The following is a 25851-nucleotide window of genomic DNA, read 5'->3' as shown; positions in this document are numbered from 1 at the left end:
CATCACCTTCACTTTCTTCGAATTGCAAGACCATTCTCCATTTCAATCGCATGGTCTGCACGGCTTGCGAGCCATTGGTGAATTTTTCCGAGCCATTCCTGATAGGTTTCATCGACAAGCGGTTCATCAAGCAATTCGTTGGAAACGACGGCAAAGTAAACGGCTTTCGCACAGATCGACTCAATGGTGTCTTTTAGCCCCTGCCATTTCTGCTCCATGCAGCCAGGCGTGTTGGCGCATAAACTGCCTTGTTCAAACCCTTCATAGAGTTCATTTGCTAGCCAAGTGGTGACGCAATCCCATAACACCGCGTCATTTTGTCGGATGAACGGCAACGCTTCGGATAATTGCTGGGGCTGTTCGATGGTCCACCAGCCGTCTTGTGCACGGTCTTTGCGGTGGCGTGCGATGCGTTCAGCCATTTCCGGGTCACGCGCGATACCGCTGGCAATATATACATTGCGCTCACCGTTCGCTTGGCGGACAAGCGTTTCGGCATAAGCGCTTTTGCCGCTGCGCACACCTCCAGATATGAACATTAATTTTCCTGGAACCATCGATCCATCTCCTTTCTCAGCCGTTCCATTGCTGAGGCGCTTTTCATGCCGATGCGAAACCATTTGCCGTCCATCCCTTTAAATGAATAGGTATGGCGCAAGACGATCCCCGCGTCTAGCATTGCACGGAAAAACGGTTCCGAACGCTCCGGATCGGGCAATTGAAAACAAAGAAAGTTGGCAGCTGAGGGCACGACTGGGCAGCCTATCGTCTCCAGAAAATCTTCCATTTTCGCGCGTTCACCAGAAGCCGCAGCAATTACGTGCTCCCGGTACAGCTCTTCGGAAAAACAGCGGGCACCGGCTGCGGCCGCTAAACCGTTGACATTCCAATGGGCCGACTCCCCTGTCAATTCCCGGATGACACCAGGCTCGGCAATGACGTAGCCGAGCCGAAGACCCGCAAGCGCATACATTTTGGTCATCGAACGGACGATGATTACATGCGCATACTGTTTCAACAGCGGAATGAACGAAGCACGTTCCCCGATAAAATCAATAAACGCTTCATCGATGACCAGCTCACACTTTCCTTTGCACAACGCGGCGATTTCTTCGAGTTCCGCCAAGCCCAACAAGCGCCCGGTCGGATTATGCGGATTGCACAAATAAAATGCATCGCAATTTGCCACCTGTTCTTTTACGTCTTCCAGTTGCAATTGCCAAGCGTTTCCTTTATTTAATTTTATTTCCAATATATGGATTAACTCGGATTCCAAGGTGCTCCGGTATTCAGAAAACGCCGGTTCCACCAGCATCACCCGTTTGCCTCGGTAGCGCTTTGCGAGCCACGTAAAAATTTCGGCTGCGCCGTTTCCAGCAGCAACCCGTTCTTTTTCGACACCGTGGTAGTCGGCCGCCGCTGTACGGAACGGTTCCGCTTGCGGGTCCGGGTACGAAGACAGCAAATCGAAAAAATCTGCCCAGTGCTCTCGCAAAAATTGTGGCGGGCCGAATGGATGGACATTTTCACTGAAATCGATCACTTCCGGAGGTGGCTTATGCCCCGCTTGTTCATAGAGGCGGTGTGGATTGGCTCCGTGTTCAGGCAATTTCAAGCACGATTCCCCCTATTGCAATCAGTGCGAAAAAACTGATTGCGGCAATATTCATCTGGCTGACTGCGCTTTTGATGTGTTTCGCTTCAAGTTTGACTAGCGGTTCGCCCATTTTAGCGCGGATCGATCGGACGCCGCCATAGGAATTGACGCCCCCAAGTTCGATGCCAAGCTGCACGGCCGTTGCCGCTTCCAGCCAGCCGCTGTTTGGGCTCGGATGTTTCCTGGCATCGCGCAGCCAGATCGACAGGCGTTGTTTCAAGGGCATGCCGCTTTCGTTTCGGGTGAATAATACGATCAACAAGCCGGTCACGCGGCTCGGCACGTAATTCAACACATCGTCGAATTTGGCAGAAGCAAAACCGAAATCACGGAATTCTTCGTTCTTGTAGCCGACCATCGAATCGCATGTATTGACCGCTTTGTAGATCCAAAGCCCCGGCGCGCCGAACACTAGCGCCCAAAACATCGGAGCGGTGATGCCATCGCTTGTATTTTCAGAAACCGTTTCGACAACGCCGCGGGTAATTTCGCTTTCTCCCAAAGTTTCCGTGTCGCGCCCGACAATCCACGACAGCTTGTTCCGGGCGAGCGCAAAATCGCCTTGGAGGAGCGGCGTATAGACATCTTCCGCTGCCTGCTTCAAGCTTTTCTGCGACAAGCCAGAAGCGATCAACAGCGCTTCGGCTAAAATTCCGATCGCCGGATGGATCGCATAGCCAACAGCAACGATAGCGATCGTAGCGGTTGCGACTATCGCCAATACAATCAAAAGCATGACAAAGCCGTTGCGAAACGCATGCCGTGGTACATTCATCCGTTTTTTTAACCCATCGACCAAGGTGCCGATCCAGCGAACAGGATGCGGCCATTCGGGCGGATCGCCGATTAGGCGGTCAAGCAATAGGCCGATGCCGATGGCCAGCACATGGTGGATCATGCTTTTTTCGCCTCGCGGTACAGGTGGATCGCTTCCACGGTACATTCGAAAACGCCCGTGCCGATCAGCTTCCCGACTTCCGTGATCGGGCCTGCATACGGCAGCGCTTCTCCTTGCTGCGTAGCGGCGACCAGGCAGCTATCGGTTGAGGTGCCCGTCGCGATCGTTCCGGTCAAGGGATCGATGACTTCTTCATGCTGCAAGGCTTTCGTTTTCGCTTCGGTCGCCGTGATCATCGCTTGGATGAAAGCTTCATCCGACAGAATGCCGTTGACCATGATCCACGTGTTGATCGTGCCGACGCGCTGTTCACGCGCCACTGCCTGCGACACATCGACGCCGTTTCCGACACCGGCCGTCACCGCTACGACGATGTTGCCGAAATCTGCTTTATATTCACGGACAATGGCATGCTCTGTTCGGACAGCGGTCATCATTGCCACGGTATCCGTCGCTTTCAACCCGCTGTCTTCGATATAATCGACCATTTCCTCGTAGCTATTGTCGATATTATAGCTGGCATCGACACGTCGATTGAGGAAATTGCGGAACCAGCCTGACCCCGCATTGACGACGGCAGACGAAACAGTTTTCAGCGGAAGCTGGCTTTGGTAAGCGACAAATTCCGGCGTCACGAGAAAATCTTCGGCTCTCACTTTCAGTCCCGCCGGTTTTCTGCGCACGCCCGGCAACAGTGTGATCTGCGGCTTCGGCAGCTCCGGATGAGGATGGTTGCTGACGCGTGTCTGATAGACAGACTCGACGTCATGCGTCCGGACGACTTCGTGAGGCTCCCCTTTTCGGACGATGCTTCCTTCGTCCATCAATAACAATTCGTCGCAATACATCGATGCCAGATTGATGTCATGGAAGATGGAGATGATCGTCAATTCTTTTTCGATTGCTTGTTTTTTGATGGTATCCAGCAATTCTTTCTGATGGTTGATGTCGAGATGATTGGTCGGCTCGTCCAGAAGCAGGACTGCTGCGTTTTGTGCTAGTGCCTGCGCCACGAAGACGCGCTGCTGCTCGCCGCCTGACATTTCCTCAAGCAATGTCGATTCGTAGTGGCTGATGTCCATGAGCTGCATCGCTTCCTGGACGGCCGCTTCATCTTCCGCGGACCAAGAGGAAAACCAGCCGCTTTGATGCGGATACCTGCCGAGAGAAACCGTTTCACGGACAGTGTGCGAAAAAGCATGCGCGTGAAGCTGCGGCAAGACTGCCATCTTGCGGGCAAGTTCCTTAGCGGGGAAATCGCCGACCGGCCGGCCGTCAACCCGCACAACGCCGGATGTCGGCTCCAAGACGCCGCTGATCAATTTCATCAAGGTGGATTTGCCGCTGCCATTCGGCCCGAGTATGCCGAGCATACGGCCTTTCTCAACACCAAATGATATGCGGTCGACGATTTTCTTGTCGCCGTAGCCGCCTGACAGGTTTTCAATTTGCAACATTTAAAGCCCTCCTCTGCGTTGCCGGAAAAAGATGAATGCAAAGACCGGCGCCCCGATAAACGCGGTGATAACGCCAATCGGCAATTCGGTCGGTGAAATGATCGTCCGTGCCACCAGGTCGCAAACGATCAAAAGTGCAGCTCCGTTGATGAACGATAAGGGCAGCACATGGCGGTGGTCAGAGCCCCAGACAAGGCGCGTCATATGCGGGACGACCAAGCCGACAAAACCGATTGTCCCGGAAACGGCAACTGCCGATCCGGTCAGGACCGATCCGCCGATCAAAATCGCCAGCTTGCTCCTTTTGACGTCCACGCCCAGATGCTGTGCACGTTCTTCCCCGAACAGCATCGCATTTAATTCCCGGCGGTAAAGCCATAAGACGAAGGAACCGACAAGCACAAACGGCAGCGCCATCTGGACATAGGGCCAACCGCGCATCGACACGCTGCCAAGCAGCCAGCCGATGATCTGCCGCAGTTCTTCCCCGGTCAATGCGATCATCAAAGACATGATCGACCCCAGGAATGAACTGAAGATGATGCCGGTCAAAATAACCGTTTCCATCTTCATCGAGCGGTCGACAAGCCGTGCAAAGCCCATGACGGCGAGCATCGTGATCAAAGCGCCGATCATGCTGATGACCGGCAATGTGAACAGACCGAGAAATGGGATGGAGATGCCGAAAAAAAGCGTCATCACGGCACCGACAGCGGCACCGGACGACACTCCCAAAGTATATGGATCAGCGAGCGGGTTTTTCAGCAAGCCTTGAAAAGCTGCGCCCGCAATCGCAAGTGCCGCACCGACCAGTCCCGCAAGCACCACACGCGGCATGCGGATATTCCATAAAATATTCGCCGCCGCTTCGTCCGAAGAAGGATTCCAGATAACCGCCGGTGAAATCGGCACCGTTCCGACCGTTACGCCAAGCACTACTGCCCCGCCCAATAACACCAGGGAGACCACGTAGGCGAGTACAGATTTACTCACCGAAGGTCTCCGGATAAATCACTTCTGCCAACGTCATCAAGCCTTCCGTCAAACGCGGGCCTGGGCGAGTGACGGTATCGGGATTCAGTTCATGAATGGCATCTTCCTGAACAGCCGTCACATCGGCATAACCGCTGCGCTCTTTAATCAGTTCAGCAGCATTTTCGATATAACCGCCTTCTGTCGTGATGATGATGTCAGGGTTTGCCGCAACGACTGCTTCCGAATCCATGCTGATCCAGCCTTCCTGCCCCCCTGCGACATTTTCCGCTTGAATCATTGTCAGCATTTCGTGGATGAACGTACCCGTGCCGGCTGTATAGAGTTCCGGTTCGCTGCCGATCTCCACGAAGACCGATTTGGATTCATCGACACCAGCCGCCAGTTCTTCAACTTCCGCGACTTGCGTTTCCATTTCCTCGATTAACCCGTCTGCTGCCTCCACTGCGCCTGACACTTGGCCGATAACGGAAATCGTTTCATATACTTCGTCAAATGTTTCTGCATTTTCCACGACAAAGACATTCAATCCGGCATCACGCAGCTGCTGATATCCTTCAGTTCCCATGCCGAGCCCTGATTCATGGGCCAAAACGACATCCGGCTGCAGGCTGATGATTTTTTCTACATTGAATTCCTGGCCGCCGATCTTTTCAAGATCCGCTGCTTCTTCCGGGTAATTGTCGAAATCCGAAACGCCAACCATTTTTTCGCCCAGCCCAAGTTCATAAGCGATTTCCGTATTGGAAGGAATCATCGAAACGAAAGATTCCGGTTCTTCTTCAATGACCACTTCATCGCCCATGGCGTCGACTAAGGTGACCGGAAATTCCGCTTCCGCTACTTCCGAAGGCGGTTCAGCCGGTGTTTCTACATCTTGATCTTCGACAGGCGCCGCACCGTCGCCGCATCCAGCCAGTACAATGGCGGCCATTCCTGCAGCTGTCCCAAATTTCCATCTATTTTTCATGTTTATTCCTCCTGATGTTTTGTATTTTCCCTACCAAGCGCTCGCTCGGGTCATAAGCAACACTCAGGCTGGGCGGCAAAGAGCGCCACTTCGCCGGATCGTCTTATGCCTGTCGGGGGCTCATAGGATGTGAGTCAGCTAAGCGTTGCGACAGGACGTCGCGCACTTAGCTTAGCTTCCGCTCTTAGATGCTTTCGCTTTTCTTATTGTCTAGCTCCAGCGGCCTGCCTCTCGGGTCGTAAGCCGACTGCCCTGTGCGGCTGAAAAACGCCACTTCGGGTATCCGTCTTACGCCTGTCGAGGCATAACGGCCGCTTCCACATTTCTTCTTGTCTAGTTCCAGTGCCCAACTCCTCGGGGTCATAAGCCATTCCGGCTGTGCGGCAAAGAGCGCCGCTTCGCCGGATCGTCTTATGCCTGTCGAATCTACACGGGCGCTTGCACATTTCATTAAAAAAATCCCCTGCAGTGAAACTGCGGGGGATTTACAGGACGGTTCGCAAAAAAGCTTGCGCGTCCGGCCTGTCCTCGCAAGCTTTCGGTTCGGTGTTCATGAAGGCAGGTCTCCTGGCTTGTGATCATCGCTCGCTGCGCCTTCCCGGAATTTCCAGTGGCTTTGTTGCAGTTCGCTCTCACATACAGTGGCGGGACCGCGCCGGAATCGCACCGGCTTCCCTTTTAACTCATGTTCTTAGACATAAGCACCTTCATGATTGCTATTCAGTTTATTTGATGACTCCATTATACACCGAAAGTTCTAATTGTCTTCTACATTTTTTCAGGTGCTTGGACGCCGACTGTCTTCAAGGCGTTTGCGAGTGTCGTCTTAACCCCTTCGATCAGGGCAAGGCGTGCACGCGTCAATTCTTCATTGCTGGCATCGAGTACTTTGTTGGCGTTATAGAAACTGTGGAAGTTCGAGGCCAATTCATGGATATACGTCGTGACGCGGTGAGGCGCACGGAGTTTTGCAGCGTCAGCAATCACTTGCGGGAAATCGCCGATTTTCTTCAGTACTTCGATTTCCTTTTCGTCCGTCAACAGCTCCAGATGGTCAATTGAAGCGGTGAAGTTTTGCTCCGCTGCCTGGCGCAAGATCGAGCAGATGCGCGCATGTGCGTACTGGGAATAATAAACAGGGTTTTCGTTGGACTGGGAAACGGCCAAGTCCAGGTCGAAATCCATATGCGAATCACCCGAGCGCATCGCAAAGAAATAACGGACAGCGTCAAGCCCTACCAATTCAACCAATTCGCGCATCGTGACGGCTTTGCCGGTACGTTTGCTCATTTTCATCTTTTCGCCGTCTTTATACAATTGCACCATTTGAATAATGCTCACTTCAAGCGTATCGCGGTCATAACCGAGCGCTTCGATCGCCGCTTTCATGCGCGGGATGTAGCCGTGATGGTCAGCTCCCCAAATATTGATGAGTTTGTCGAAGCCGCGCTGGATTTTATCTTCATGGTAAGCGATATCCGGCGTCAAATATGTGTACGTGCCGTCGTTTTTAATGAGCACGCGGTCTTTATCGTCGCCGAATGTCGTCGAGCGGAACCAAGTCGCGCCGTCTTCTTCGTAAATATGGCCGTTGTCCCGCAGTTTTTTCAAGGCTGCGTCGATCTTGCCGTTTTCGTAAAGGGAGGTTTCCGAATACCACACATCGAAATGGACACGGAAATCGGCCAAGTCTTTCTGCAGTTTCGCCAGCTCCACTTTCAAGCCGTGCTCACGGAATGCTTTATAACGCTCTTCTTTCGTCATGTGAAGGAATTTATCGCCGTGTTCTTTAACAAGATCAGCCGCGATATCGATAATATCTTGGCCGCGGTAGCCGTCTTCCGGCATGCTTTCGCCTTTGCCTAAAGCTTCAAAATAGCGCCCTTCAATCGACAAGGCCAAATTATTGATCTGGTTGCCGGCGTCATTGATGTAATATTCACGGGATACGTCATAGCCGGCCAGATCCAAAATATTGCACATGGAATCGCCGACAGAAGACCCGCGGGCATGCCCTAAGTGAAGATCACCAGTCGGGTTCGCGGAAACGAACTCAACTTGGATGCGCTGGCTGTTGCCCGAATTCGAGCGGCCATATTCCGCGCCTTGCTCAAGTACCGTCTTGATGACATCGTTCAAATAATCTTTTTTGATGATGATATTAATGAAGCCAGGGCCCGCGATATCGACTTTTTCGATATTCGCTGACTGTGTGTCCAAGTTTTCAACGATGGCTTCTGCGATTGCGCGCGGCGGCTTTTTCGCGAGGCGCGTCAGTTGCATCGCCACGTTTGTCGCATAGTCGCCGTTCGCTTTATCTCTCGGCGATTCCAATTGGACCTGGACCGTTTCTTCTGTGAGTCCCGCTTTTTGAACCGCTTCGGCAATCGCCTGTTTAATATTTTGCTGTACTTGTTCTACTGCGTTCATTTGGTTCCCTCCGTAAACTGTATTTCCATTTCGTATTCGCCGGCAAAATCGTTTCCGAGCGCTAAGTCATAGCGCACTTTGAAACGGCTTTCCGTCATGATCAGTTCATGCGCTTTGGTCGTCAGCATGAACGATTCTTCCCCATGGCGCAAATTGCCGGTCTGTTCCTTATCCAACAGGAACGGCAGGCGCATCTGCAAGCCTCCGCTGCGCATCACGACGGCATCTATTTCACCGAGTTTGACCGTTGTCCGGATATCGAGCTCGTCCTGCCGCTCCTCGTATTGCAGATAGCGGCGTCCGTTTTTCTCGGTCAAAACGCCTTCTGAACGCAGTTCCATCACTTGATCTTCGGCACCCGGCTGGCGGATGATCGTCGTCAATTTGATTTTCACCGATTTTTTCATATGCATCCGCCTTTCCGATTAATAATAACCTTTTCATTATAGCCCGACTGATGCCGTTTTTTCAATCTAATCCGAGCCGGCTCCTTCGATGCCCCTGCAAATAAAAAAAGGCTCTCTGTTGCCGCAATTTAGTTTTAGGCAAAAACAAAGCCGGCCTGTTAAATTCAGGCCGGCCTTGTTTTCGTTTATGGAACTGCCCTGTGCGGCAAAGGGCGCCGCTTCGGCCATCCGTCTTACGCCTGTCGAGGGCTCACAGGATGTGAGTCAGCTAAGCGTTGCGACAGGACGTCGCGCATTTAGCTTAGCTTCCGCTCTTAGACGCTTTCGCTTTTCTTATTGTCTAGCTGCAGCGCCCAGATTCTCGGGGTCATAAGCCATTCTGGCTGTGCGGCTGAAAAGCGCCGCTTCGCCAGACCGTCTTATGCCCGTCGAATCTACATGGGCGCTTGCGCTTTTCTTATTTAACCCACCCGAGGATCATTTCGCGGATGAGTTTGCTTGCTGTGTTGGCAGTTTGATCGGAATGATCGTACACCGGCGCGAGTTCGACGAGATCGAAGCCGACGACGTTGACGCCCGATGCGGCGATGGCATGGATCGATGCGAGCAGTTCACGCGATGTGATGCCGCCTGCGTCGACCGTTCCCGTACCCGGTGCATGTGCCGGGTCGAGTACGTCCAGATCAATTGTGATATAAACCGGACGTCCATCGAGTGTCGGCAGTACTTGTTTCAACGGCTCGAGCACTTCGAATTTGTATAGGTGCATGCCTTGCTCTTTCGCCCATTCGAATTCTTCTTTCATGCCTGAACGGATGCCGAACGAATAAACATTCTTCGGTCCGATGTGATCGGCAATTTTACGGATCGGCGTTGAGTGCGAATATTCTTCGCCTTCGTAGTTTTCACGAAGATCCGTATGCGCATCAAAATGGATGATGGCAAGGTCGTCATAGTGGCTCGCGACCGCTTTCATGACCGGCAAAGAGACCAAATGCTCGCCGCCCATGCCCATTGGGATTTTTCCATCCGCCAAAAGTGTGTGCACATACGTCTCGATTTCGAGAAGGGATTTTTCCGGATTGCCGAATGGCAACGGGATATCGCCTGCATCAAAGAATTTCACGTCTTCAAGTTCGCGGTCCAGGTACGGGCTGTATTCTTCCAGCCCGATCGACACTTCGCGGATTTTGTTCGGGCCAAAACGGGATCCCGGGCGGTAGCTGACGGTCCAGTCCATCGGCATGCCGTAAAGGACTGCTTTGGACTCTTCATAATTCGGGTGGCTTTTGATGAATACTTTTCCTGAATAAGTTTCGTCAAAACGCATCTTATTCACCCGTCAAATCTTTCACGAATTTCGGCAACACGAATGCCGCGTTGTGCAATTCCGGCGTGTAGTATTTTGTTTCGATGTCGTGGAAACGCTCAGCCGGCACTTCCAGTGGGTTGTATTTTTTTGAACCGATCGTGAACGACCACAACCCGCTTGGGTATGTCGGGATGTTTGCAAGGTATAATTTCGTGATCGGGAAAATTTCTTTAACGTCGCTTTGCACTTGCTTGATCAAGTCCGGCGTGAACCATGGGTTATCGGATTGTGCCACAAAGATGCCGTCTTCTTTCAAGGCTTTCGAGATGCCTGCATAGAAGCCTTTCGAGAACAAGTTCACTGCCGGACCGACCGGTTCAGTGGAATCGACCATGATGACGTCGAATTCGTTTTCCGATTCCGCGATGTGCATGAAGCCGTCGCCGACAATTACTTCAACACGCGCATCTTCCAAACCGGATGCGATCGATGGCAAAAATTTCTTCGAGTACTCGATGACTTTGCCGTCGATATCGACAAGCGTCGCTTTTTTCACGGACGGGTGCTTGAGGATTTCACGGATGACGCCGCCGTCTCCTCCGCCGACAACCAAGACGTTCTCCGGGTTCGGGTGAGTGAATAGCGGGACGTGCGCGACCATTTCGTGGTAGACAAATTCATCTTTTTCAGAGGTCATGACCATGCCGTCCAAGAACAGCATATTGCCCCATTCAGCTGTTTCAGCCATTTCTAAGTATTGGAAATCAGTTTGTTCTGTATGAAGCGTTTTATTGATTTTCATTGTAATGCCGAAGTTTTCGGTTTGTTTTTCGGTATACCAGAATCCTGCCATGTATAATCAAACTCCTTTATTTAATAGATTGAAATCACTTTACAAAGTATAAGTGTTTTCCGCAAAAGTGCAATACTCTTTTCCACCACTGTTCTTTACCCGATTTGGCGTGGACTATGCACGGCGAATGTGACCGACGCAGTGGTAAGACTTAGTCGAGATTGTGTTTCAATGCATACAAAAAAGGCTTTCTGCAAAGGGAATCGATTCCCTGCACAGAAAACCTTTTTGGCCTGATGGGCGCGGAGAAAGTGACATGAGGCATTGGGCTTGGGTTTGTCGCAATGGCTCATAGCACTTGCCCGCTATCAGGTGTCCTAGCTTTCTAGATGAAAAGCTGTACTCTCAGTTTACTTTCTTTTCGGCTTAACTTCAACTGCCTGAAGCACCGAATTTCAGGTTTCACATTTCGTTCAAGAATCCACTTTTATTGTGACAAGTCATTGTGCAATTGTTCGAGGCTGCGTTCCCACATTTCAGGATTATGGGTCTTCAAATAATCGGCGAGCACTTTTTTCGACGGTGCGTCCATATGGTCGACGATGATTTTCCGTTTCATCGACTTGTCCATCAAATTGACGTGGTCCGCCAAGATCTTATAGCCGCGGCGCTTTTCTCGGTTGACGACCATTTCACAAGCCGTGACGCCTGCATAATAAGGGCCCGCCGGATTGAAGTCGATGGTGATCCACACAAGCCAATAATCTTTTCCGCCCTCGGAGTCTTCGCGGTTGGTCGTGAATTTGATGCCGCGCTCCGTTTGGCTTCTTGCGTGCATCGCGCCGATATCGAGCACCGCGTCTTGTTCTTCGACGTCGATGATGAGCGGCGAGACGTTCTCAAGTGACAAGGATCCGATGCCATAGCCTTTATGCCCGTCTGTCGGGTCGTCTTTTATGATGGTGAATCCCAATTTCTTTTTGGGCTTTTCTTCATTTGCCATTTGTACAATTCCTCCATTCTGATATGATTAGCATAACATCCAATGAAAAGGAGCTGCATCCATTATGCCATACGTAACTGTCAAAATGCTCGAAGGCCGCACAGAAGAGCAAAAACGCGCACTCGTCGAAAAAGTAACAGCCGCTGTATCCGAAACAATCGATGCCCCGCCGGAGAAGGTCTTTGTGTTCCTTGAAGACTTGAAGAAAAGCGAATACGCGGTCAACGGCAAGCTATTGAACGACGAGTAGACAAAAACTCCCCGAGGGGAGTTTTTTTATGCTCAAATAAATGAGCTCAGTTTATGAAAGTTTCAATTGCTCGAGTTCGTCAAGAAAGCGATAGGCTTCTTCGACTTCAGTTTCGGTGAAGTTGAGCTTGCCTTTGACGCTATGTAATTTGGCAATTTGTTTGCCGCGCTCTAGATGGCCGAAATATAGAAGCGTTGAGGCCAGTTCCAGGAAACGCGCGCTTTTGGCATTGAGTAAAGCCGCCGCTTCGGGATTTTTCGGGATGGAAGCGCCAACAGCATTGCAAAATTCCATGCCTTCGTCCGTTACGGCGTATTTATACTGTACATAAGAACCTTTGTCTTCAAGCGATTCCGATAAAAAGCCCATATCGCATAATTCCTCGATACGCGCTGTCAATTCTTCCGAGTACGGCCCATAAATATGGAATTCGTATTTCTCCTTGAACGGGACATTGAGCTTTTTCATGATATAGACCATTTTCTGCAGTTTCTTGCGGCCGGTTACTCCTTCGGCCGTCGCGATAAAATCGACGATTCTTGCATGTTCTTGGAGCAACTAGATCCCTCCTTCTCTGAGCATCTCCAGGATTTGCTGCTTGATGGCTTTTTTCTTGCCATCGATGAGCAGTTCCGCTGGAAAATATAATTTATAGTCGGTTCGGCGTTTGCCGGAAATGGCATCGACAATCTGGGACAGCCTCGACAATTCCTTGATATCGCCGTTTGGCATCAATAACTGGATCGGCAGGCGCTCTTCCTCTTCCCCCGGGCGGTAGAAATCGTAAGGCAAATCGGAAGTCGAGTCGTCGATCAAATAATATTCCGGATCGATGCCCGCTTTCTTGAACAAAGCCGAAAGCTCCCCAAGCTTTTTATAATCTGTTCCGGGATCGAAATCGACATATTGGAATAGGCGGCGATTGACGAAACGGTCGCACAGGTCGGCGAGGACCGGGTCGCGTTCGTTTATCCACAACTGGAAGTAGGTCATCAAAACACCTTCATCGAGCGCCAAATAATCGGCAAGCGTGAAGCTGCGGTCGAAAAAGGCGAGAAAATGGGTCGGCGGCTGCTGGAATTCGTAGCCGCTTTCGCTCAATTCCTTGGCACGCTGCAAGATTTTCCGCAAGATGACTTCAGCGCTTCTCGCGACCGGATGGAAATACACTTGCCAGTACATCTGGTAGCGGCTCATGATATAGTCTTCGACCGCATGCATGCCGCTCGATTTGATGACGACTTGGTCATCGAGCGGCCGCATGACGCGCAAGATGCGCTCCATATCGAAATGGCCGTAGGAAACGCCTGTATAATACGCATCGCGCTGCAAATAATCCATCCGGTCGGCATCGATTTGGCTGGAAATGAGCGACACGACTTGTTTATTCGAATAGGTTTTGGCGATGACTTCCGCTACATGCGCCGGAAAATCAGCGGATACTTTACTCAAAATGCCATTAACTTCCGTATCGCCAGTCAATATCGCACGGGTGAATTCCTCGTGGTCAACATTGAATACTTTTTCAAATGAATGCGAAAACGGGCCATGCCCGAGATCATGAAGAAGCGCTGCACATAAGACCGTCAAGCGCTCGCTTTCGTCCCATTCCGGCCGGCCGTGGAAGACATCGTCCGAGATGCGCCGGACGATTTCATAGACGCCGAGCGAATGGCTGAAGCGGCTATGCTCCGCGCCGTGGAAGACGAGGTAGGATGTCCCGAGTTGTTTGATGCGGCGCAGGCGTTGGAATTCCTTCGAATTGACGAGGTCCCAAATCACCTGGTCGCGTACGTGGATATACCGGTGAACCGGATCTTTAAACACTTTTTCTTCAGCTAATTTCTGTGTCGCGTAGCTCACGGGCACTCCTCCTCGAATCGTACTGGTTATTTTACAGGAATCAAACGCTCATTCAAGCGTCCGTTCGAGCATTTTTTCATTGCGTTCAAGCACCCGTTTCAAATAAAACGAATACAACTCAAATTCATCTTCCTGAAGCGGCATCGGCGACGGCGAGCCGAGCAGCGCATGCAAATCGAGCACAACTTCAGGAACTGTGATGTCGCGGCCGAGCAGTTCGCTAAGCGACGCCATCACTTCCGGTTGGATCTCGGGATAGCTGAATTTCGTCTCTTCCCCTTGCTTGCCCGCTTCGTAAAACTCTCGGATCACTTCCGCCCGTTCCGCACCGCTTCCCTCGATGCACAAATATACTTGCACCGCGATACCGCGGCGGATGCGGCGCTGGGAGATGCCGGCGAATTTCTTGCCGCCGATACTCAGGTCATAGCTTCCGGGGCAATACGAACCGACGATTTCGTAGGCGTCAATCTCCGCTTCCGGGAACAACGCTTCGACGAGTTCGACCATCATATCGTAGCCTTGCGGAATGTCGATGGCGCCTTCTTTTTCCGACAGGACGATGGAAATGTTCAACACGCCAGAATCAAGAACAACGGCTAGGCCGCCGGAATTCCGGACGATTGCCTGGTAGCCATTGTCTTCTAGGACCGCCATCGCTTGTTCGATATGAGGCAAGCGATGGTCTTGGATGCCAAGGACGACCGTGTTGTCGTGTACCCAGGTCCGGACGGTCGGCGGGCTTTTTTGCGAGCCGACCAGTTCACATAGCGTGTCGTCCGCCGCAAACGATTCGAGCGCCGACCGTTTGCGCGCGCTCAAGGATTGGTCCCAAAAGCGCCATTTCTTGTCTTCCATAAATAAAGCCATGCTGTCATTCTCCTCTGTTAAGTTCACTCTTTTCAGTTTACCCTTTTCGGTGCAGGCTGAAAAGGCACTATGCCCATGTCGAATTGGTGACAGGCCGCATTCGGATAGGAACTTACGTCTTGCATATGATAAACTATGGAAGACAGATTCACATAAAAGGAGTGTTCTACTGATGAATGAAGCAGCAATCACATTAGACGGCTGGTACGTGCTCCACGATTTCCGTTCAATGGACTGGGTCGCGTGGAAAATGCTCGACGACAAAGAGCGCCAATTCGCAATCGACGAGTTCAATAATTTCATGGAAAAAGTTAACCAAGCGGACGAAAACAAAACGGGTGCCCACGCCCTTTATTCCATCATCGGCCAAAAAGCCGACCTCATGCTCATGCTGTTGCGTGAAACGATGGATGAATTGCGTGAGCTCGAAACCGAATACAATAAATTGACTTTGATCGCTTACACAGTCCCGACTTATTCTTACGTTTCTGTCGTGGAATTGTCGAACTACCTGTCAGGCGAAAGCAATGAAGACCCTTACCAAAACCCGCATGTCCGTTCGCGCCTGTACCCAGAGCTTCAACGCTCGCAGTACATCTGCTTCTACCCGATGGACAAGCGCCGCGAAGGCAACGACAACTGGTACATGCTGCCGATGCAGGAACGCAAAGACTTGATGCTGTCACACGGCAAAATCGGCCGCAGCTACGCAGGCAAAGTCAAACAGATCATTTCCGGCTCTGTCGGATTCGATGATTACGAATGGGGCGTTACGCTGTTTGCAGAAGACGTTCTCCAATTCAAGAAGCTTGTTTACGAAATGCGTTTCGATGAAGTCTCCGCACGCTACGGCGAATTCGGTTCGTTCTACGTCGGCACGATTCTCGACAAAGAAAAAACCGTGAAATTCCTCGAAGTCTAAATACAGCCATCATGCCGCTCCCCTTTACTGGGGAGCGGCATTTTTTCGTCTATGGAACCTCATTGGCAGTTCTTAAAAAAACTCTCATTTTTCTTGTTTTCGCCATACTTTCTGCGGCACTTTCAGCATCGATTGGGGTATATTAAAAGAAAAACGAGGTGTTTGTATGTTCGTGATGCGCCAGGCAAACTATGCAAAATGGGCTTTCGCTTTATTGCTTCTCGTGCTCCTCAGCAATTTCATGGTCTATCGTTCCCCTTTTTCCGCTGCCGTTATTCCCGATGACACATTTTGGCTCGTTGCCGGCTCTTTGTTCGATTTCGCTATCGTCGTGCCATTATTGCTGCTCGCTTCTTTTCGCCTGAACGCCAAACAATTGATCGGTTTCATCGCGGCCGGGCTGATTACGGCGCGCCTCATCATTCCTGCTCTTTATTTCGAACCGTTTGCCTTGCTGTTCTATTTCGGCGTCGCAATTGAAGTGCTCGTATTGGTAGCGGAATTGGCCTTGCTCGCCTTGTTGCTCATCCACATCCCTGGAATCCGGCGGTCCATGGCCGAACAAGCAGGCAGCCCGCTTTTCACCTTGTTTCCAGCCGTACACCGGAAAATCAAACCGAATCCATTCATTAACGTCCTGCTATCCGAAGCGCTCGCTTTCTACTACGCTTTCTTCACTTGGAAAAAACAGCCGATAGATGATCCGGCTGCCATCACACTTCATAAAAACACTAGCTCCATCGCATTCAACATCATGCTCATCCACGCCATCGTCATCGAAACCATCGGCATCCATTGGTGGTTCCATGATAAATCCGCTGTACTGTCGCTCGTCCTGCTCGCCTTGAATGTCTATAGCGTCATTTATTTCATTGGCGATATCCAAGCCACCCGCTTGAACCCCTTAACCGTTAAAAACGAAAACTTGCATGTATCGTTAGGGTTGAACAAAAGAATCAGCGTGCCGATCGACTCGATTAAGGCGGTGCGCTGGGGCGCAACACCCGAGGCCGACGCGCTGGCATTCGTCGCCAAAGATTTCGAGGAGCCTCATCCCGAAGTGGTAATCGACTTTAAAAGTCCCCAGCAAGCGGTACTGTTTTTCGGAAAGACACGGGCAGTCTCACAAATTGCGCTTAAAGTGGACGAGCCTGAAAAATTAAAGCAATTATTATCCTCAATAAAATGAACACAAAAAGTTGCCTGCATGATGCTGCAGGCAACTTTTTTAAGTAATTCACTTTTCTTAAAAAGGCGTGGGTCAAACTTCCGTCAAGCCTTTATTCCCACTCTCCGTGACCGGTTTGACCTTCTTGGCAGAAGGCACCGTCAAAACGACGCGGCCCAACGGCAACTTCTGGACGAGCATGATGATCCCGACCGTAATGGCCATCACCACTACATACCACACCGGAAACATCGAAAGCGTCCATGCGCCTTCCGGCAAATTGCGCTGGAGCATATTGATGACGAACGGGTGAATCAAGTAAACGCCCATCGACATCGCGCCAAGCTTTGAGGCTAGTGTATGAAGCAATGGGTTTCGTGCGACTTTCTCGGAAATCGACATGATGAACAAAATGAGGATCGGCAAATTGATGATATTGGAAACCCGGTTGGACCCTATGTAACGTCCCCATTCATATTCAACTGCCGCGAAATAGAGAATCAGCAGCACGCCGACGAATAAACCGACTCGCCATTTAAAGGCCCATTGCTTGGCTGTTTCCCAGTTATAAGCGAGAAAACCGCCGAAGATAAAGAAGAAAATCCATTTCGGCAAAAAGGCGCGCTGCTCCATAATCATCCCGATCAGGCCGTCAAATTGCGACGGGTCCATGTACTTCATCGCATACACGTGAACGATAGCCGATGCAGCCAGCGCGATAATCCAAGCCGCCTTGCCCTTGATCCATTGCAGCAAAGGGAAAACCAGATAGAATTGCAGCACAATGGAAATGAAATAAAGATGGGAATACGTCTCCCCAAACGCCACTTCAAACAAAAAGCGCTTAATCCCCGCATCCAACGGGTTTGCCCCGAAGACGATCCACAAATAAAACAAGTAAAAGGCCGTCCAGAACAGGAAGGGAACGACGATTTTCTGCAAACGCGAGGTGAAGAAGCGCTGGAAGAAAAATCCTCTGTTTTTCACTTGCAAAAACAACAGCAGCCCGCTGACGATAGCGAAAATCGGTGTGCCGAAACGGCTCGCCTGGTTGAGGAATAAAATGACGTCTTCCCACTCACCACGTTGGACATAATATAGTGCTGATACATGGACGAGCACGACCATCAGGCAGCCCACTGCCCGCATCACATGTATATCAAAAATATGCGCTTGCTGTTTCATCTATATCTACATCCTTGTCCGTTAATCAAACCTTATCCATTGTATGACTAGGCGTGATAGGGATACAACATATTTACAAAAACTTAACCTAATCCACTAAAATTTCCATTCTTCTGAGCAATGGAAATGTTCTCGCCCATATAAAAAGCTGCCTGCACGCCATGTGCAGGCAGCTTTACGTTTCTTTTATAGAGCTTTCACGGCAGCAAGGATGAGCATAACCCATCCCGCGATGAACGCGACGCCGCCGATTGGCGTAATGGCGCCAAGCACGCTGATGCCCGTCAAACTCAGGACATACAAGCTGCCTGAGAAAATCACGATGCCGGCAAGCATCAAATACCCGGCCCAATTCAGTGAACCGAGCGGGCCGATGAGCGCGGAGCTCATCAAAATGGCGACAGCGATCAAGCCGATTGAATGGAACATTTGGTATTGCACTGCTGTCTGCCAAGTATCCAAATATTTATCCGCTACGCGGCCTTCGAGCATGTGCGCCCCGAAAGCGCCTAAAGCGACGGCCAGCAGCCCATTGACCGCTCCCGCTATTAAGAAAAATTTCATTTGTGTCGTCCTCTTTCCATTTAGAATTCAAAAAGCGAATCGCCATTCGCCCCTTCTTCCTGAAGCCTCGTGGCGGCGGGAACCGATTGTGGCCGGTTTACCGTTTCCGTAGCGGCAAGCGGCATAGCGCGCGGTTTTTTCGGCGCTTTTATGTCGTCTTCGAGAAGCAGGTCGCACAAAGCGCGGATAGCGGCAAGGGATTCCCGGATCTTTTCGGGTTCGCCTTCCCGTGCGCGGGCTGTATGCTTATCGATTTCGTCCAAAATGCGTGTCGTTTCGATGCCCATGTGTCATGGCCCCTCTCGCTATTAGTCCCATCCAGTTTACCACGCGCCTGCCCGATTCGTCAGTCCAGGCAAAAATCAATCGGTTCTTCGCCGCGTGATTGTAACAGCTTGTTCACTTTTGAGAACGGCTTGCTGCCGAAAAATCCGCGATGTGCACTGAGTGGGCTTGGATGGGGCGCTTCGATGATGTCATGGCGTTCGGTGTCGATCAAACGTTTTTTCATCTGCGCCGGTTTGCCCCATAAAATGAAAATAACCGGCTCTTTCCGTGCCGACAATTTCCGGATCACTTCGTCCGTGAACCGCTCCCAGCCTTTTTTCTGATGCGAATGCGCTTGCCCTTTCCTTACCGTCAGGACGGTGTTGAGCATGAGCACGCCTTGGTCGGACCATTTCGTCAAAGTACCGTCCACCGGTTTCTTACAACCGATGTCGTCTTCAAGCTCTTTGAAGATATTGCGCAAGCTTGGCGGATGGGCGATGCCCGGCTGGACGGAAAAGCTCAAGCCATGCGCTTGATTCGGCCCGTGATAGGGGTCTTGCCCGAGGATGACCGCTTTGACGTCTCCGTACGCCGTATGCTCGAAAGCATTCCAAATATTTTCCTTTACCGGATAGATGGTTTCATGTGCGTATTGTTCTTTTAAGAACTCCCTCAATTCCCGGTAATAGCTTTTTTCAAATTCTTCTTCCAAAATTTCTTGCCAGTCATTGCTAAAAATTTGCTTCGTCATGGTATCTACTCCTTCGATGATTCACGTTTCTTTTCAATACCCGATCTTTCCCCCCCTAGTCGTCTCTGCCTGCAAGCGCTTCAATTCGCCACGCAGCCGTGTTACGATGGAGCAAAGGGGCGGTATACACATGGCAGACTGGCGGCAAAGAATTTCCGATATTTCCAGAACGAAAGGCGACAGTGCACCCGAAAGCGCCAAACGCGCCGGCATGGGCTGTCTGATCGGCTTGATTGTTCTAGCAGCCATTTTAACATTGGTGATGGCGGTTGGCCTATTCACAAGCGGCCATTGGGTCATTGGAGGCATTACGCTGTTGTTTTCTCTTGCTTCCATTGCGACAGTGCTGGCTTTGGCTTGGCCACACAGGCCCAAACCTTTGTAAATGACGCAAAATTTCTATAAAATTAGCTCAATGACTAAATAGCTTAAAGGAGATTGACTTATGACACTCAAAAAGACACTCACCATTGCAGGATCCGATACGTCCGGCGGCGCTGGCATCCAGGCCGACTTGAAGACGTTCCAGGAACATGGCACGTACGGCATGAACGCACTTACGGTCATCGTCACGATGGACCCGGACAACCATTGGAGCCACGGCATCCACCCGATTGCGCTCGATACGCTTGATGCCCAATTGAAAACAGCCTTCTCCACTGGAATCGACTCTTTGAAAACAGGCATGCTGCCGACTGTCGACATCATCGAAATGGCTGGCAAAGCCATCGAAGCATCCGGCATTACGGATGTGGTCATCGACCCAGTCATGGCTTGTAAAGGCGAAGACGAAGTGCTGTTCCCTGAAAACGTCGATGCCATGGTCAAATACTTGCTGCCGCACGCAAAAGTCGTGACACCGAACCTTGTGGAAGCTGGCCAATTATCAGGGCTCGGCACACTGCACACGGTTGAAGACCTGCAAAAAGCGGCGGAAAAGATCCATGCTCACGGAGCGAAATTCGTCGTCATCAAGGGCGGCAAGCAATTGAAGCACGAAAAAGCAGCCGACCTCCTGTATGACGGGGAAAAACATTACCTGTTGACGGCTGAGAAAACCGATACGACTTATAACCACGGCGCGGGCTGTACCTTCGCTGCGGCGATCACGGCTAATCTTGCTAACGGCCAATCGGTCAAAGATGCAGTCTACAACGCCAAAATCTTTGTCTCTACAGCGATTGCGCACGGCTGGAAGCTGAACGAATACGTTGGCCCTGTCATGCACGGGGCTGCGAATAAATTCCACAAAGCCGAAGTGGACGTTGTTGAACTGTAACTCAATAAGACACAAAAGGAGGGCGCCTGGGCGCCCTCCTTTTTATATTTTCGTGTTTCTGCCTTCATTGCTCCGGCCGAAACACTGCCCGTTGGTTATTGTTTAGGCATGCCGCTTCAGTCAGGGAAATCTTCATTTTTCAACCGCACCATTTTCTCCCGCAGCTGTTGCCGGTTCCATTCGACAAGCGGATCGTCTTGTGCGGATTGGCGGTTTTTTTCGATTTTCGGTTTTTTCGAACGCAGGTAGCCTTCCATCATCAACGATACCGAGAAAATGGCCAGCCCGATAAAGAGCACCGGCATAAGCGGCAGCCACGGCGCCCCTTGCAAATAGCGGAAAGTCGAACCGAATAGCCCTGCCCATTCATAGGAAATCGACATCGGCGGGTCTCCAAAAAGCGGGTCATAGCTAACTTTAGTGCCGCCGAGGAATAGATTCAGCAACCCGAGATGCGCAAGGATGATGAAAGTTTCCATCACTTGCTGGCCGTATAGAACAGCGATTTTCTCGCGCATTTGAGGATAGAGATGTTTGCGGATGATGCGAAAACGCCCGGCGCCGAGTGTCTTGGCGGCGAGTATGTATTCTTTGTCCCTGAGCAATGCCGCTTCATTGGCGACGAGGATCGACACAACCGGCACAGTCAATAGCGCCATCATCACCACTTGAATCGCGATGCGTTCCCACAGCGTGGTCGAAAACCCTTCCTCCGGCATCCACAATACCGGCGTCAGCACATAAGCCGCGAACAAGGTCAACGGAATATAATGCATCGAGTCCGCAAAACTTGATAGCCATTTGCGGTGCTTGTTCAAGTAAATTCCGAGTATATAACCGGCCGGCACAGCGATCAGCATGCGCAGAGCAGCCACGGCCAACGCGGCCAGAATGGTATATTTGGCGCCGAGCATCAATTTGCCGAGTAAATCATAGCCGTATTGGTCTGTCCCGAGCGGGTATTGCCAGCTTGGTGAAATAGGGGCCCCTTCCACCGCACGGCCGTTTTCCATCACATAATAGATTTGCCGCGGGACATTTCCCCAGATCCATTCATAGACAAAACTGCCGACGAGAAAAAAGGCCAATATGCTGAAGCCAATCACAAAATAAGGCTGTTTCCACATTTACGCCACCGCCTTTTTATGGCGGCGGGTAACGAAAAACCATTCGCCAAAGCTATACAGCAGGAACATCGGCAGGAAAAAGCTGAAAATCATGACCAAAAAGCCCATCGGATGCATATTGCTGCTGAGAAACAGCATGATGCCCGGAAGGTTGAACATCAATTCCAATACAAACAAGTTCGATAGCATAAACCACATCGTCTTTTTGGATTGGAAGAACACGCTGATGATCGCGTTGCGGAACATATGGACGAGCACGATGTACAGTTTCGAAAACCCGAGTGCGCGTGCCAACTCAACATACATTTGCCGCTCTTCTTCCTGGAACGTCAGCATCGACAGGCGGTATAGTTGAATCGTTGGCAGTACGGCGAGGCACAAGACCGGCAGCCAGTAGATGCGGTCATCCCCAACCACGGCGATTTTCGAAACCAAGAAGCCCGTCTGTTTGAAAAACACGATGACCAGTAGCTGCGCCAGCATGATGATCAGGAGATCCGGAATGGATTCCAAAAAATAAAGCGCCATCTTCACCCGTTCGCGCACTTTTTCAGGCAGCAGCATCGTCACGACCGTCAATGCCAACGAGATGGCAACCGCAGCGATCAAGGCCATAAATAAAATTTCAAGCGAATAGACGATATAAGCGAAGACATTCGGGAATAACGCCATCTCCTGCCCTGCCCTGAAATTGAAGAAAGTGATATCGCCGATCGGCCAAAGCCCTTCCAAAGTCGTTTGGATGGATTCGAAGTATGCTTGCCATCTCCACTCGCCCAAAAGCCATCCCGCAATCAGGATCGGCAAGCTGCCGGCCAAAATGATTCCGGCAATGGCCATCAAAATATTCAATAAAGCTTTCATGTTCCCCATCCTTTTTTGGAAAATTCTCTCTTTCCCATTCTATCATTATTCCGTATGCCTTAGAGCGTACTAATCGCATTCATCCGCAGAGTTCCTTATACTGATAGAATACCGATTTAATTAGGAGGAACACCATGGAACTAGTAGAAGTCAACCAACTCCAAGCGGCGATCGATTCATTCGTCGGCAAGGACGTCTACCTTCATCTGGAAACGACGAATGGCAGCTACGCAAGCCATTTCAATGAAGGCTTTTTCAATGCCGGGGCATTCATCCGCAATGTCGTCATCAACTTCGAACTGGGAAAAGTCGTCGGCGACAGCCCGCACCGTGTCGGGCTGAAACTCCCGCATGGCTGGGTCTACGCACAAGGCATCACCCATTTCGAAATCGATGAAGAAGGCCGCTTGCTGCTCGCCGGCCACGACGGAACCGGAAAATTGGCGGTGGCGCTGCAACTCAGCGAAACACCGTTCAGCTATTAAGGAGGAATTTTAATGACCATCCCGAATGAACGACATGTACTGGTCATCTTCCCCCACCCCGACGACGAAGCGTTCGGAGTGTCGGGAACGATCACGACCCATATCCAACAAGGAACGCCCGTTACATACGCCTGCTTGACGCTTGGCGAAATGGGCCGCAATCTCGGCAACCCGCCGTTTGCGACACGTGAATCCCTGCCTGCGATCCGCAAGAAAGAACTTCTTGCCTCCGCCGAAGCGATGGGCTTGACGGATCTTCGCATGATGGGCCTACGCGACAAGACTTTGGAATTTGAAGACGACGAAAAAATGGTGCGCATGATGGAAGAGTTGATCGAAGAAACCAATCCTTCCTTGATTATCACCTTCTATCCCGACTTCGCGGTGCACCCTGACCATGAGGCAACGGCGCGCGCTGTCGTTCGCGCTGTGCGGCGCATGGAAGACCGCCCGAAACTCCATTGCGTGGCATTTGCCAACAATACGCTGGATGTGCTCGGCGAGCCTGATATTGTCTACGATATCAAGCCTGTTCGCGAACATAAGATGAATTCGATGAAAGCCCACATCTCGCAAACTGCCTGGATGCTCGAGGAAATGGAGCATAAGCTGCAAAATGGCGATACTGAAACCGAGAACTGGCTAACCCTCGAACGCTTCTACGCTTACCGTTGGGACCAGGATTTCGAATAAGCCCTTGAATTGAATCCCGCCTCGCATGTCTCTTAGACACGCGGGCGGGATTTTCTCATTATGGAGCGTTGAAGAAGGTCGGGGGTCGGGGTCTATGATAGTCACCAATATTATCCATATGCAGCAATAAGATTTCTTTTTTAAAACTACTGTTATTTTCTGTTGTTTTCAGATAATATAAACATTACTAATGACAGCGGTTCCAAAGGGGAAAGTGTTGTATAATTAGTATACATTTCGTTTATTCATACATTAAAAAGAAAAGGGGAATACTATTTTGAAAAAGTTTTCAACTTCTACTTGGTTATTATTCTTGATTCCGTCTTTGTTGGGAATCCTTTTGTTCCTTATCCCCATCCCGACTGATGAAGGATGGAAAGTCACAATCGCTGTACTTGCGGACCTCATGGCTGGACAGATCGAATCGTTTGTCCCTTGGGTCGTCCTCGTCATTTTAGTGATTGCCGCAGCCGGCTCCTTGGCTTTTATCGGCAAAAAGGAAAACACTTCCGATACCGTCCCATTTTTCGAGAAATTATTCAACGTCAATTTATTTTGGACATTGACACGGGTTGTCGCTGCAGTTTTTGCTTTCATGGTGTTATTCCAAATCGGTCCTGAGCCTGTTTGGAATGAAAATACAGGCGGCTTGTTGTTATCAGGTAGCGGATTGCTTTCGTTCCTATTCACAATCTTCCTGTTTGCTGGACTGTTCTTGCCGCTGTTGATGAACTTTGGCTTGCTCGAATTTTTCGGCACCATGATGGTCAAGATCATGCGCCCGCTGTTCCGTCTTCCCGGCCGCTCTTCCATTGATGCGTTGGCCTCATGGGTCGGCGACGGCACAATCGGCGTCCTGCTCACGAGCAAGCAATACGAAGACAATAAGTATACGCAACGTGAAGCCGCGATTATCGGAACAACATTCTCTGTCGTTTCCATCACCTTTGCCATTGTCGTCATTGAAGAAATTGGCCTTGGTGCATATTTCCTTCCATATTACGGCACTGTTATTCTTGCTGGCGTTATCTTGGCACTCATCATGCCCCGCATCTACCCGCTTGCTCAGAAAAAGACGGAATTCATGGACGGCTCGCCGCAGGAATCCGTTTCTGAAGATGTACCGAATGGACAAGGCCTGGCATCACACGGTCTTGAAAAAGCACTCGAAAAGGCGAACCGCAACCGCTCTGTCGCCAACTTCTTCACGGATGGCATGAAGAATGTACTCGATATGTGGATCGGCGTAGCCCCTGTCGTCATGGCTTTTGGTACAATCGCGCTGATCCTCGCGGAATACACGTCCACCTTCGTCATTCTCGGCGCTCCGTTCGAACCGTACTTAAACCTTCTCGGCGTACCTGAAGCAGCAGAGGCTGCACAATTGATGGTCGTCGGTTTTGCGGATATGTTCTTGCCGGCCATTCTCGGTGCGGGCATCGAATCCGAAATGACACGTTTTGTTGTCGCGACCATGTCTGTGACGCAATTGATCTATATGTCTGAAGTCGGGGGCTTGTTGCTCGGCTCCAAGATCCCGGTCAATATTTTCGATTTGATTGTCGTCTTCCTTTTGCGCACAGTGATTGCTTTGCCAATCGTCGTCGGCGTCGCACATCTCTTGTTTTAATCCACCTATA

General features: G+C 50.8%; 29 protein-coding genes and 1 riboswitch. Of the genes, 8 read left to right on the top strand and 21 right to left on the bottom strand.

Annotated features, from left to right (window positions below; genetic code table 11):
- Nucleotides 1–8: 8 nt before the first annotated feature.
- The 12 genes from AB9R92_RS12405 to AB9R92_RS12350 all read right to left on the bottom strand — a co-directional run bounded on the left by AB9R92_RS12405 (nt 9) and on the right by AB9R92_RS12350 (nt 11920).
- A complete protein-coding gene (locus AB9R92_RS12405; RefSeq protein ID WP_370669744.1) occupies nt 9–557 on the bottom strand; it encodes a bifunctional adenosylcobinamide kinase/adenosylcobinamide-phosphate guanylyltransferase in 549 nt (182 codons plus the stop codon).
- Nucleotides 539–1615 (bottom strand): pyridoxal phosphate-dependent aminotransferase, encoded by a 1077-nt coding sequence (locus AB9R92_RS12400; protein WP_370669743.1) that lies wholly within the window; start codon nt 1613–1615, stop codon nt 539–541. The genes AB9R92_RS12405 and AB9R92_RS12400 overlap by 19 nt, the downstream gene beginning before the upstream one ends.
- The gene (cbiB, locus tag AB9R92_RS12395; protein WP_370669742.1) at nt 1602–2555 is read right to left on the bottom strand and encodes an adenosylcobinamide-phosphate synthase CbiB; all 954 of its coding nucleotides are present in this window, start codon (nt 2553–2555) and stop codon (nt 1602–1604) included. Before cbiB ends, AB9R92_RS12400 begins: the two co-directional genes overlap by 14 nt.
- Nucleotides 2552–4012 carry an adenosylcobinamide amidohydrolase gene (locus tag AB9R92_RS12390; protein ID WP_370669741.1) on the bottom strand — a complete coding sequence of 487 codons (1461 nt, stop codon included), beginning with the start codon at nt 4010–4012 and terminating at the stop codon, nt 2552–2554. Before AB9R92_RS12390 ends, cbiB begins: the two co-directional genes overlap by 4 nt.
- A complete protein-coding gene (locus AB9R92_RS12385) occupies nt 4013–5005 on the bottom strand; it encodes a FecCD family ABC transporter permease (RefSeq protein ID WP_370669740.1) in 993 nt (330 codons plus the stop codon).
- Complete coding sequence (locus AB9R92_RS12380) at nt 4998–5975, bottom strand: ABC transporter substrate-binding protein (RefSeq protein ID WP_370669739.1); 978 nt, start codon at nt 5973–5975, stop codon at nt 4998–5000. Before AB9R92_RS12380 ends, AB9R92_RS12385 begins: the two co-directional genes overlap by 8 nt.
- 184 nt (nt 5976–6159) lie before the next feature.
- Nucleotides 6160–6426 carry a hypothetical protein gene (locus tag AB9R92_RS12375; protein ID WP_370669738.1) on the bottom strand — a complete coding sequence of 89 codons (267 nt, stop codon included), beginning with the start codon at nt 6424–6426 and terminating at the stop codon, nt 6160–6162.
- Nucleotides 6427–6515: 89 nt separating this feature from the next.
- Nucleotides 6516–6699, bottom strand: a riboswitch (cobalamin riboswitch).
- Between the two features lie 44 nt (nt 6700–6743).
- Nucleotides 6744–8405: an arginine--tRNA ligase gene (argS, locus tag AB9R92_RS12370; RefSeq protein WP_370669737.1), complete on the bottom strand. Its 1662-nt coding sequence runs from the start codon at nt 8403–8405 to the stop codon at nt 6744–6746.
- Nucleotides 8402–8812, bottom strand: coding sequence for a YwiB family protein (locus AB9R92_RS12365; RefSeq protein ID WP_370669736.1), 411 nt, complete (start codon nt 8810–8812; stop codon nt 8402–8404). The genes argS and AB9R92_RS12365 overlap by 4 nt, the downstream gene beginning before the upstream one ends.
- A gap of 457 nt (nt 8813–9269) precedes the next feature.
- Nucleotides 9270–10142, bottom strand: coding sequence for an agmatinase (gene speB, locus AB9R92_RS12360; protein ID WP_370669735.1), 873 nt, complete (start codon nt 10140–10142; stop codon nt 9270–9272).
- A gap of 1 nt (nt 10143) precedes the next feature.
- Nucleotides 10144–10977, bottom strand: coding sequence for a spermidine synthase (gene speE / locus AB9R92_RS12355; protein ID WP_211655052.1), 834 nt, complete (start codon nt 10975–10977; stop codon nt 10144–10146).
- Nucleotides 10978–11404: 427 nt separating this feature from the next.
- Entirely contained in the window at nt 11405–11920 is a 516-nt protein-coding gene (locus AB9R92_RS12350) for a YwhD family protein (RefSeq protein ID WP_370669734.1), read from the bottom strand.
- A gap of 64 nt (nt 11921–11984) precedes the next feature.
- Here AB9R92_RS12350 and AB9R92_RS12345 point away from each other — a divergent pair, with 64 nt between their 5' ends.
- On the top strand, nt 11985–12170 hold the full coding sequence (locus tag AB9R92_RS12345) for a 2-hydroxymuconate tautomerase (RefSeq protein WP_274843321.1): 186 nt from the start codon (nt 11985–11987) through the stop codon (nt 12168–12170).
- 51 nt (nt 12171–12221) lie between these two features.
- On the opposite strand, the gene AB9R92_RS12340 is transcribed toward AB9R92_RS12345, so the two are convergent.
- The 3 genes from AB9R92_RS12340 to lipL are packed head-to-tail and all read right to left on the bottom strand — an operon-like array spanning nt 12222 to nt 14903.
- Nucleotides 12222–12728: a YwgA family protein gene (locus tag AB9R92_RS12340; protein WP_370669733.1), complete on the bottom strand. Its 507-nt coding sequence runs from the start codon at nt 12726–12728 to the stop codon at nt 12222–12224.
- Entirely contained in the window at nt 12729–14033 is a 1305-nt protein-coding gene (locus AB9R92_RS12335) for an HD domain-containing protein (protein ID WP_370669732.1), read from the bottom strand.
- A gap of 48 nt (nt 14034–14081) precedes the next feature.
- Nucleotides 14082–14903: an octanoyl-[GcvH]:protein N-octanoyltransferase gene (gene lipL / locus AB9R92_RS12330; RefSeq protein ID WP_370669731.1), complete on the bottom strand. Its 822-nt coding sequence runs from the start codon at nt 14901–14903 to the stop codon at nt 14082–14084.
- Between the two features lie 172 nt (nt 14904–15075).
- Between lipL and hemQ the strand changes: the two genes are divergently transcribed.
- A complete protein-coding gene (hemQ, locus tag AB9R92_RS12325; protein WP_370669730.1) occupies nt 15076–15825 on the top strand; it encodes a hydrogen peroxide-dependent heme synthase in 750 nt (249 codons plus the stop codon).
- A gap of 166 nt (nt 15826–15991) precedes the next feature.
- A complete protein-coding gene (locus AB9R92_RS12320; RefSeq protein ID WP_370669729.1) occupies nt 15992–17014 on the top strand; it encodes a beta-carotene 15,15'-monooxygenase in 1023 nt (340 codons plus the stop codon).
- A 72-nt stretch (nt 17015–17086) separates the two neighbouring features.
- Here the strand turns inward: AB9R92_RS12320 and AB9R92_RS12315 are convergent, their stop codons facing one another.
- The 4 genes from AB9R92_RS12315 to AB9R92_RS12300 form a co-directional block, all read right to left on the bottom strand.
- Complete coding sequence (locus tag AB9R92_RS12315) at nt 17087–18178, bottom strand: acyltransferase (RefSeq protein WP_370669728.1); 1092 nt, start codon at nt 18176–18178, stop codon at nt 17087–17089.
- 186 nt (nt 18179–18364) lie between these two features.
- A complete protein-coding gene (locus AB9R92_RS12310; protein ID WP_370669727.1) occupies nt 18365–18742 on the bottom strand; it encodes a DUF423 domain-containing protein in 378 nt (125 codons plus the stop codon).
- 20 nt (nt 18743–18762) lie between these two features.
- The gene (locus AB9R92_RS12305; RefSeq protein WP_370669726.1) at nt 18763–19029 is read right to left on the bottom strand and encodes a YwdI family protein; all 267 of its coding nucleotides are present in this window, start codon (nt 19027–19029) and stop codon (nt 18763–18765) included.
- 59 nt (nt 19030–19088) lie between these two features.
- Entirely contained in the window at nt 19089–19763 is a 675-nt protein-coding gene (locus AB9R92_RS12300) for a uracil-DNA glycosylase (protein ID WP_370669725.1), read from the bottom strand.
- A gap of 130 nt (nt 19764–19893) precedes the next feature.
- Here AB9R92_RS12300 and AB9R92_RS12295 point away from each other — a divergent pair, with 130 nt between their 5' ends.
- Together AB9R92_RS12295 and pdxK are read left to right on the top strand one after the other, a co-directional pair.
- Nucleotides 19894–20148 carry a hypothetical protein gene (locus tag AB9R92_RS12295; protein WP_370669724.1) on the top strand — a complete coding sequence of 85 codons (255 nt, stop codon included), beginning with the start codon at nt 19894–19896 and terminating at the stop codon, nt 20146–20148.
- A gap of 60 nt (nt 20149–20208) precedes the next feature.
- Nucleotides 20209–21042, top strand: coding sequence for a pyridoxine/pyridoxal/pyridoxamine kinase (gene pdxK / locus AB9R92_RS12290; RefSeq protein WP_370669723.1), 834 nt, complete (start codon nt 20209–20211; stop codon nt 21040–21042).
- A gap of 116 nt (nt 21043–21158) precedes the next feature.
- Here pdxK and AB9R92_RS12285 read toward each other — a convergent pair whose 3' ends face one another.
- Nucleotides 21159–22169 (bottom strand): ABC transporter permease, encoded by a 1011-nt coding sequence (locus AB9R92_RS12285; protein WP_370669722.1) that lies wholly within the window; start codon nt 22167–22169, stop codon nt 21159–21161.
- On the bottom strand, nt 22170–23033 hold the full coding sequence (locus AB9R92_RS12280) for an ABC transporter permease subunit (RefSeq protein ID WP_370669721.1): 864 nt from the start codon (nt 23031–23033) through the stop codon (nt 22170–22172).
- A gap of 134 nt (nt 23034–23167) precedes the next feature.
- Here AB9R92_RS12280 and AB9R92_RS12275 point away from each other — a divergent pair, with 134 nt between their 5' ends.
- The 3 genes from AB9R92_RS12275 to AB9R92_RS12265 all read left to right on the top strand — a co-directional run bounded on the left by AB9R92_RS12275 (nt 23168) and on the right by AB9R92_RS12265 (nt 25841).
- Complete coding sequence (locus tag AB9R92_RS12275) at nt 23168–23518, top strand: YojF family protein (RefSeq protein WP_370669720.1); 351 nt, start codon at nt 23168–23170, stop codon at nt 23516–23518.
- A gap of 12 nt (nt 23519–23530) precedes the next feature.
- Nucleotides 23531–24211: a bacillithiol biosynthesis deacetylase BshB2 gene (bshB2, locus tag AB9R92_RS12270; RefSeq protein ID WP_370669719.1), complete on the top strand. Its 681-nt coding sequence runs from the start codon at nt 23531–23533 to the stop codon at nt 24209–24211.
- Between the two features lie 277 nt (nt 24212–24488).
- On the top strand, nt 24489–25841 hold the full coding sequence (locus AB9R92_RS12265) for a YjiH family protein (RefSeq protein ID WP_370669718.1): 1353 nt from the start codon (nt 24489–24491) through the stop codon (nt 25839–25841).
- Nucleotides 25842–25851 lie beyond the last annotated feature (10 nt).

The sequence above is a fragment of the Planococcus sp. SSTMD024 genome (assembly GCF_041320495.1).
In the GTDB taxonomy this organism is placed as follows: domain Bacteria; phylum Bacillota; class Bacilli; order Bacillales_A; family Planococcaceae; genus Planococcus.
The sequence above is the reverse complement of the archived record's forward strand: the minus strand, read 5'-3'. Positions and strand labels throughout refer to the sequence as shown.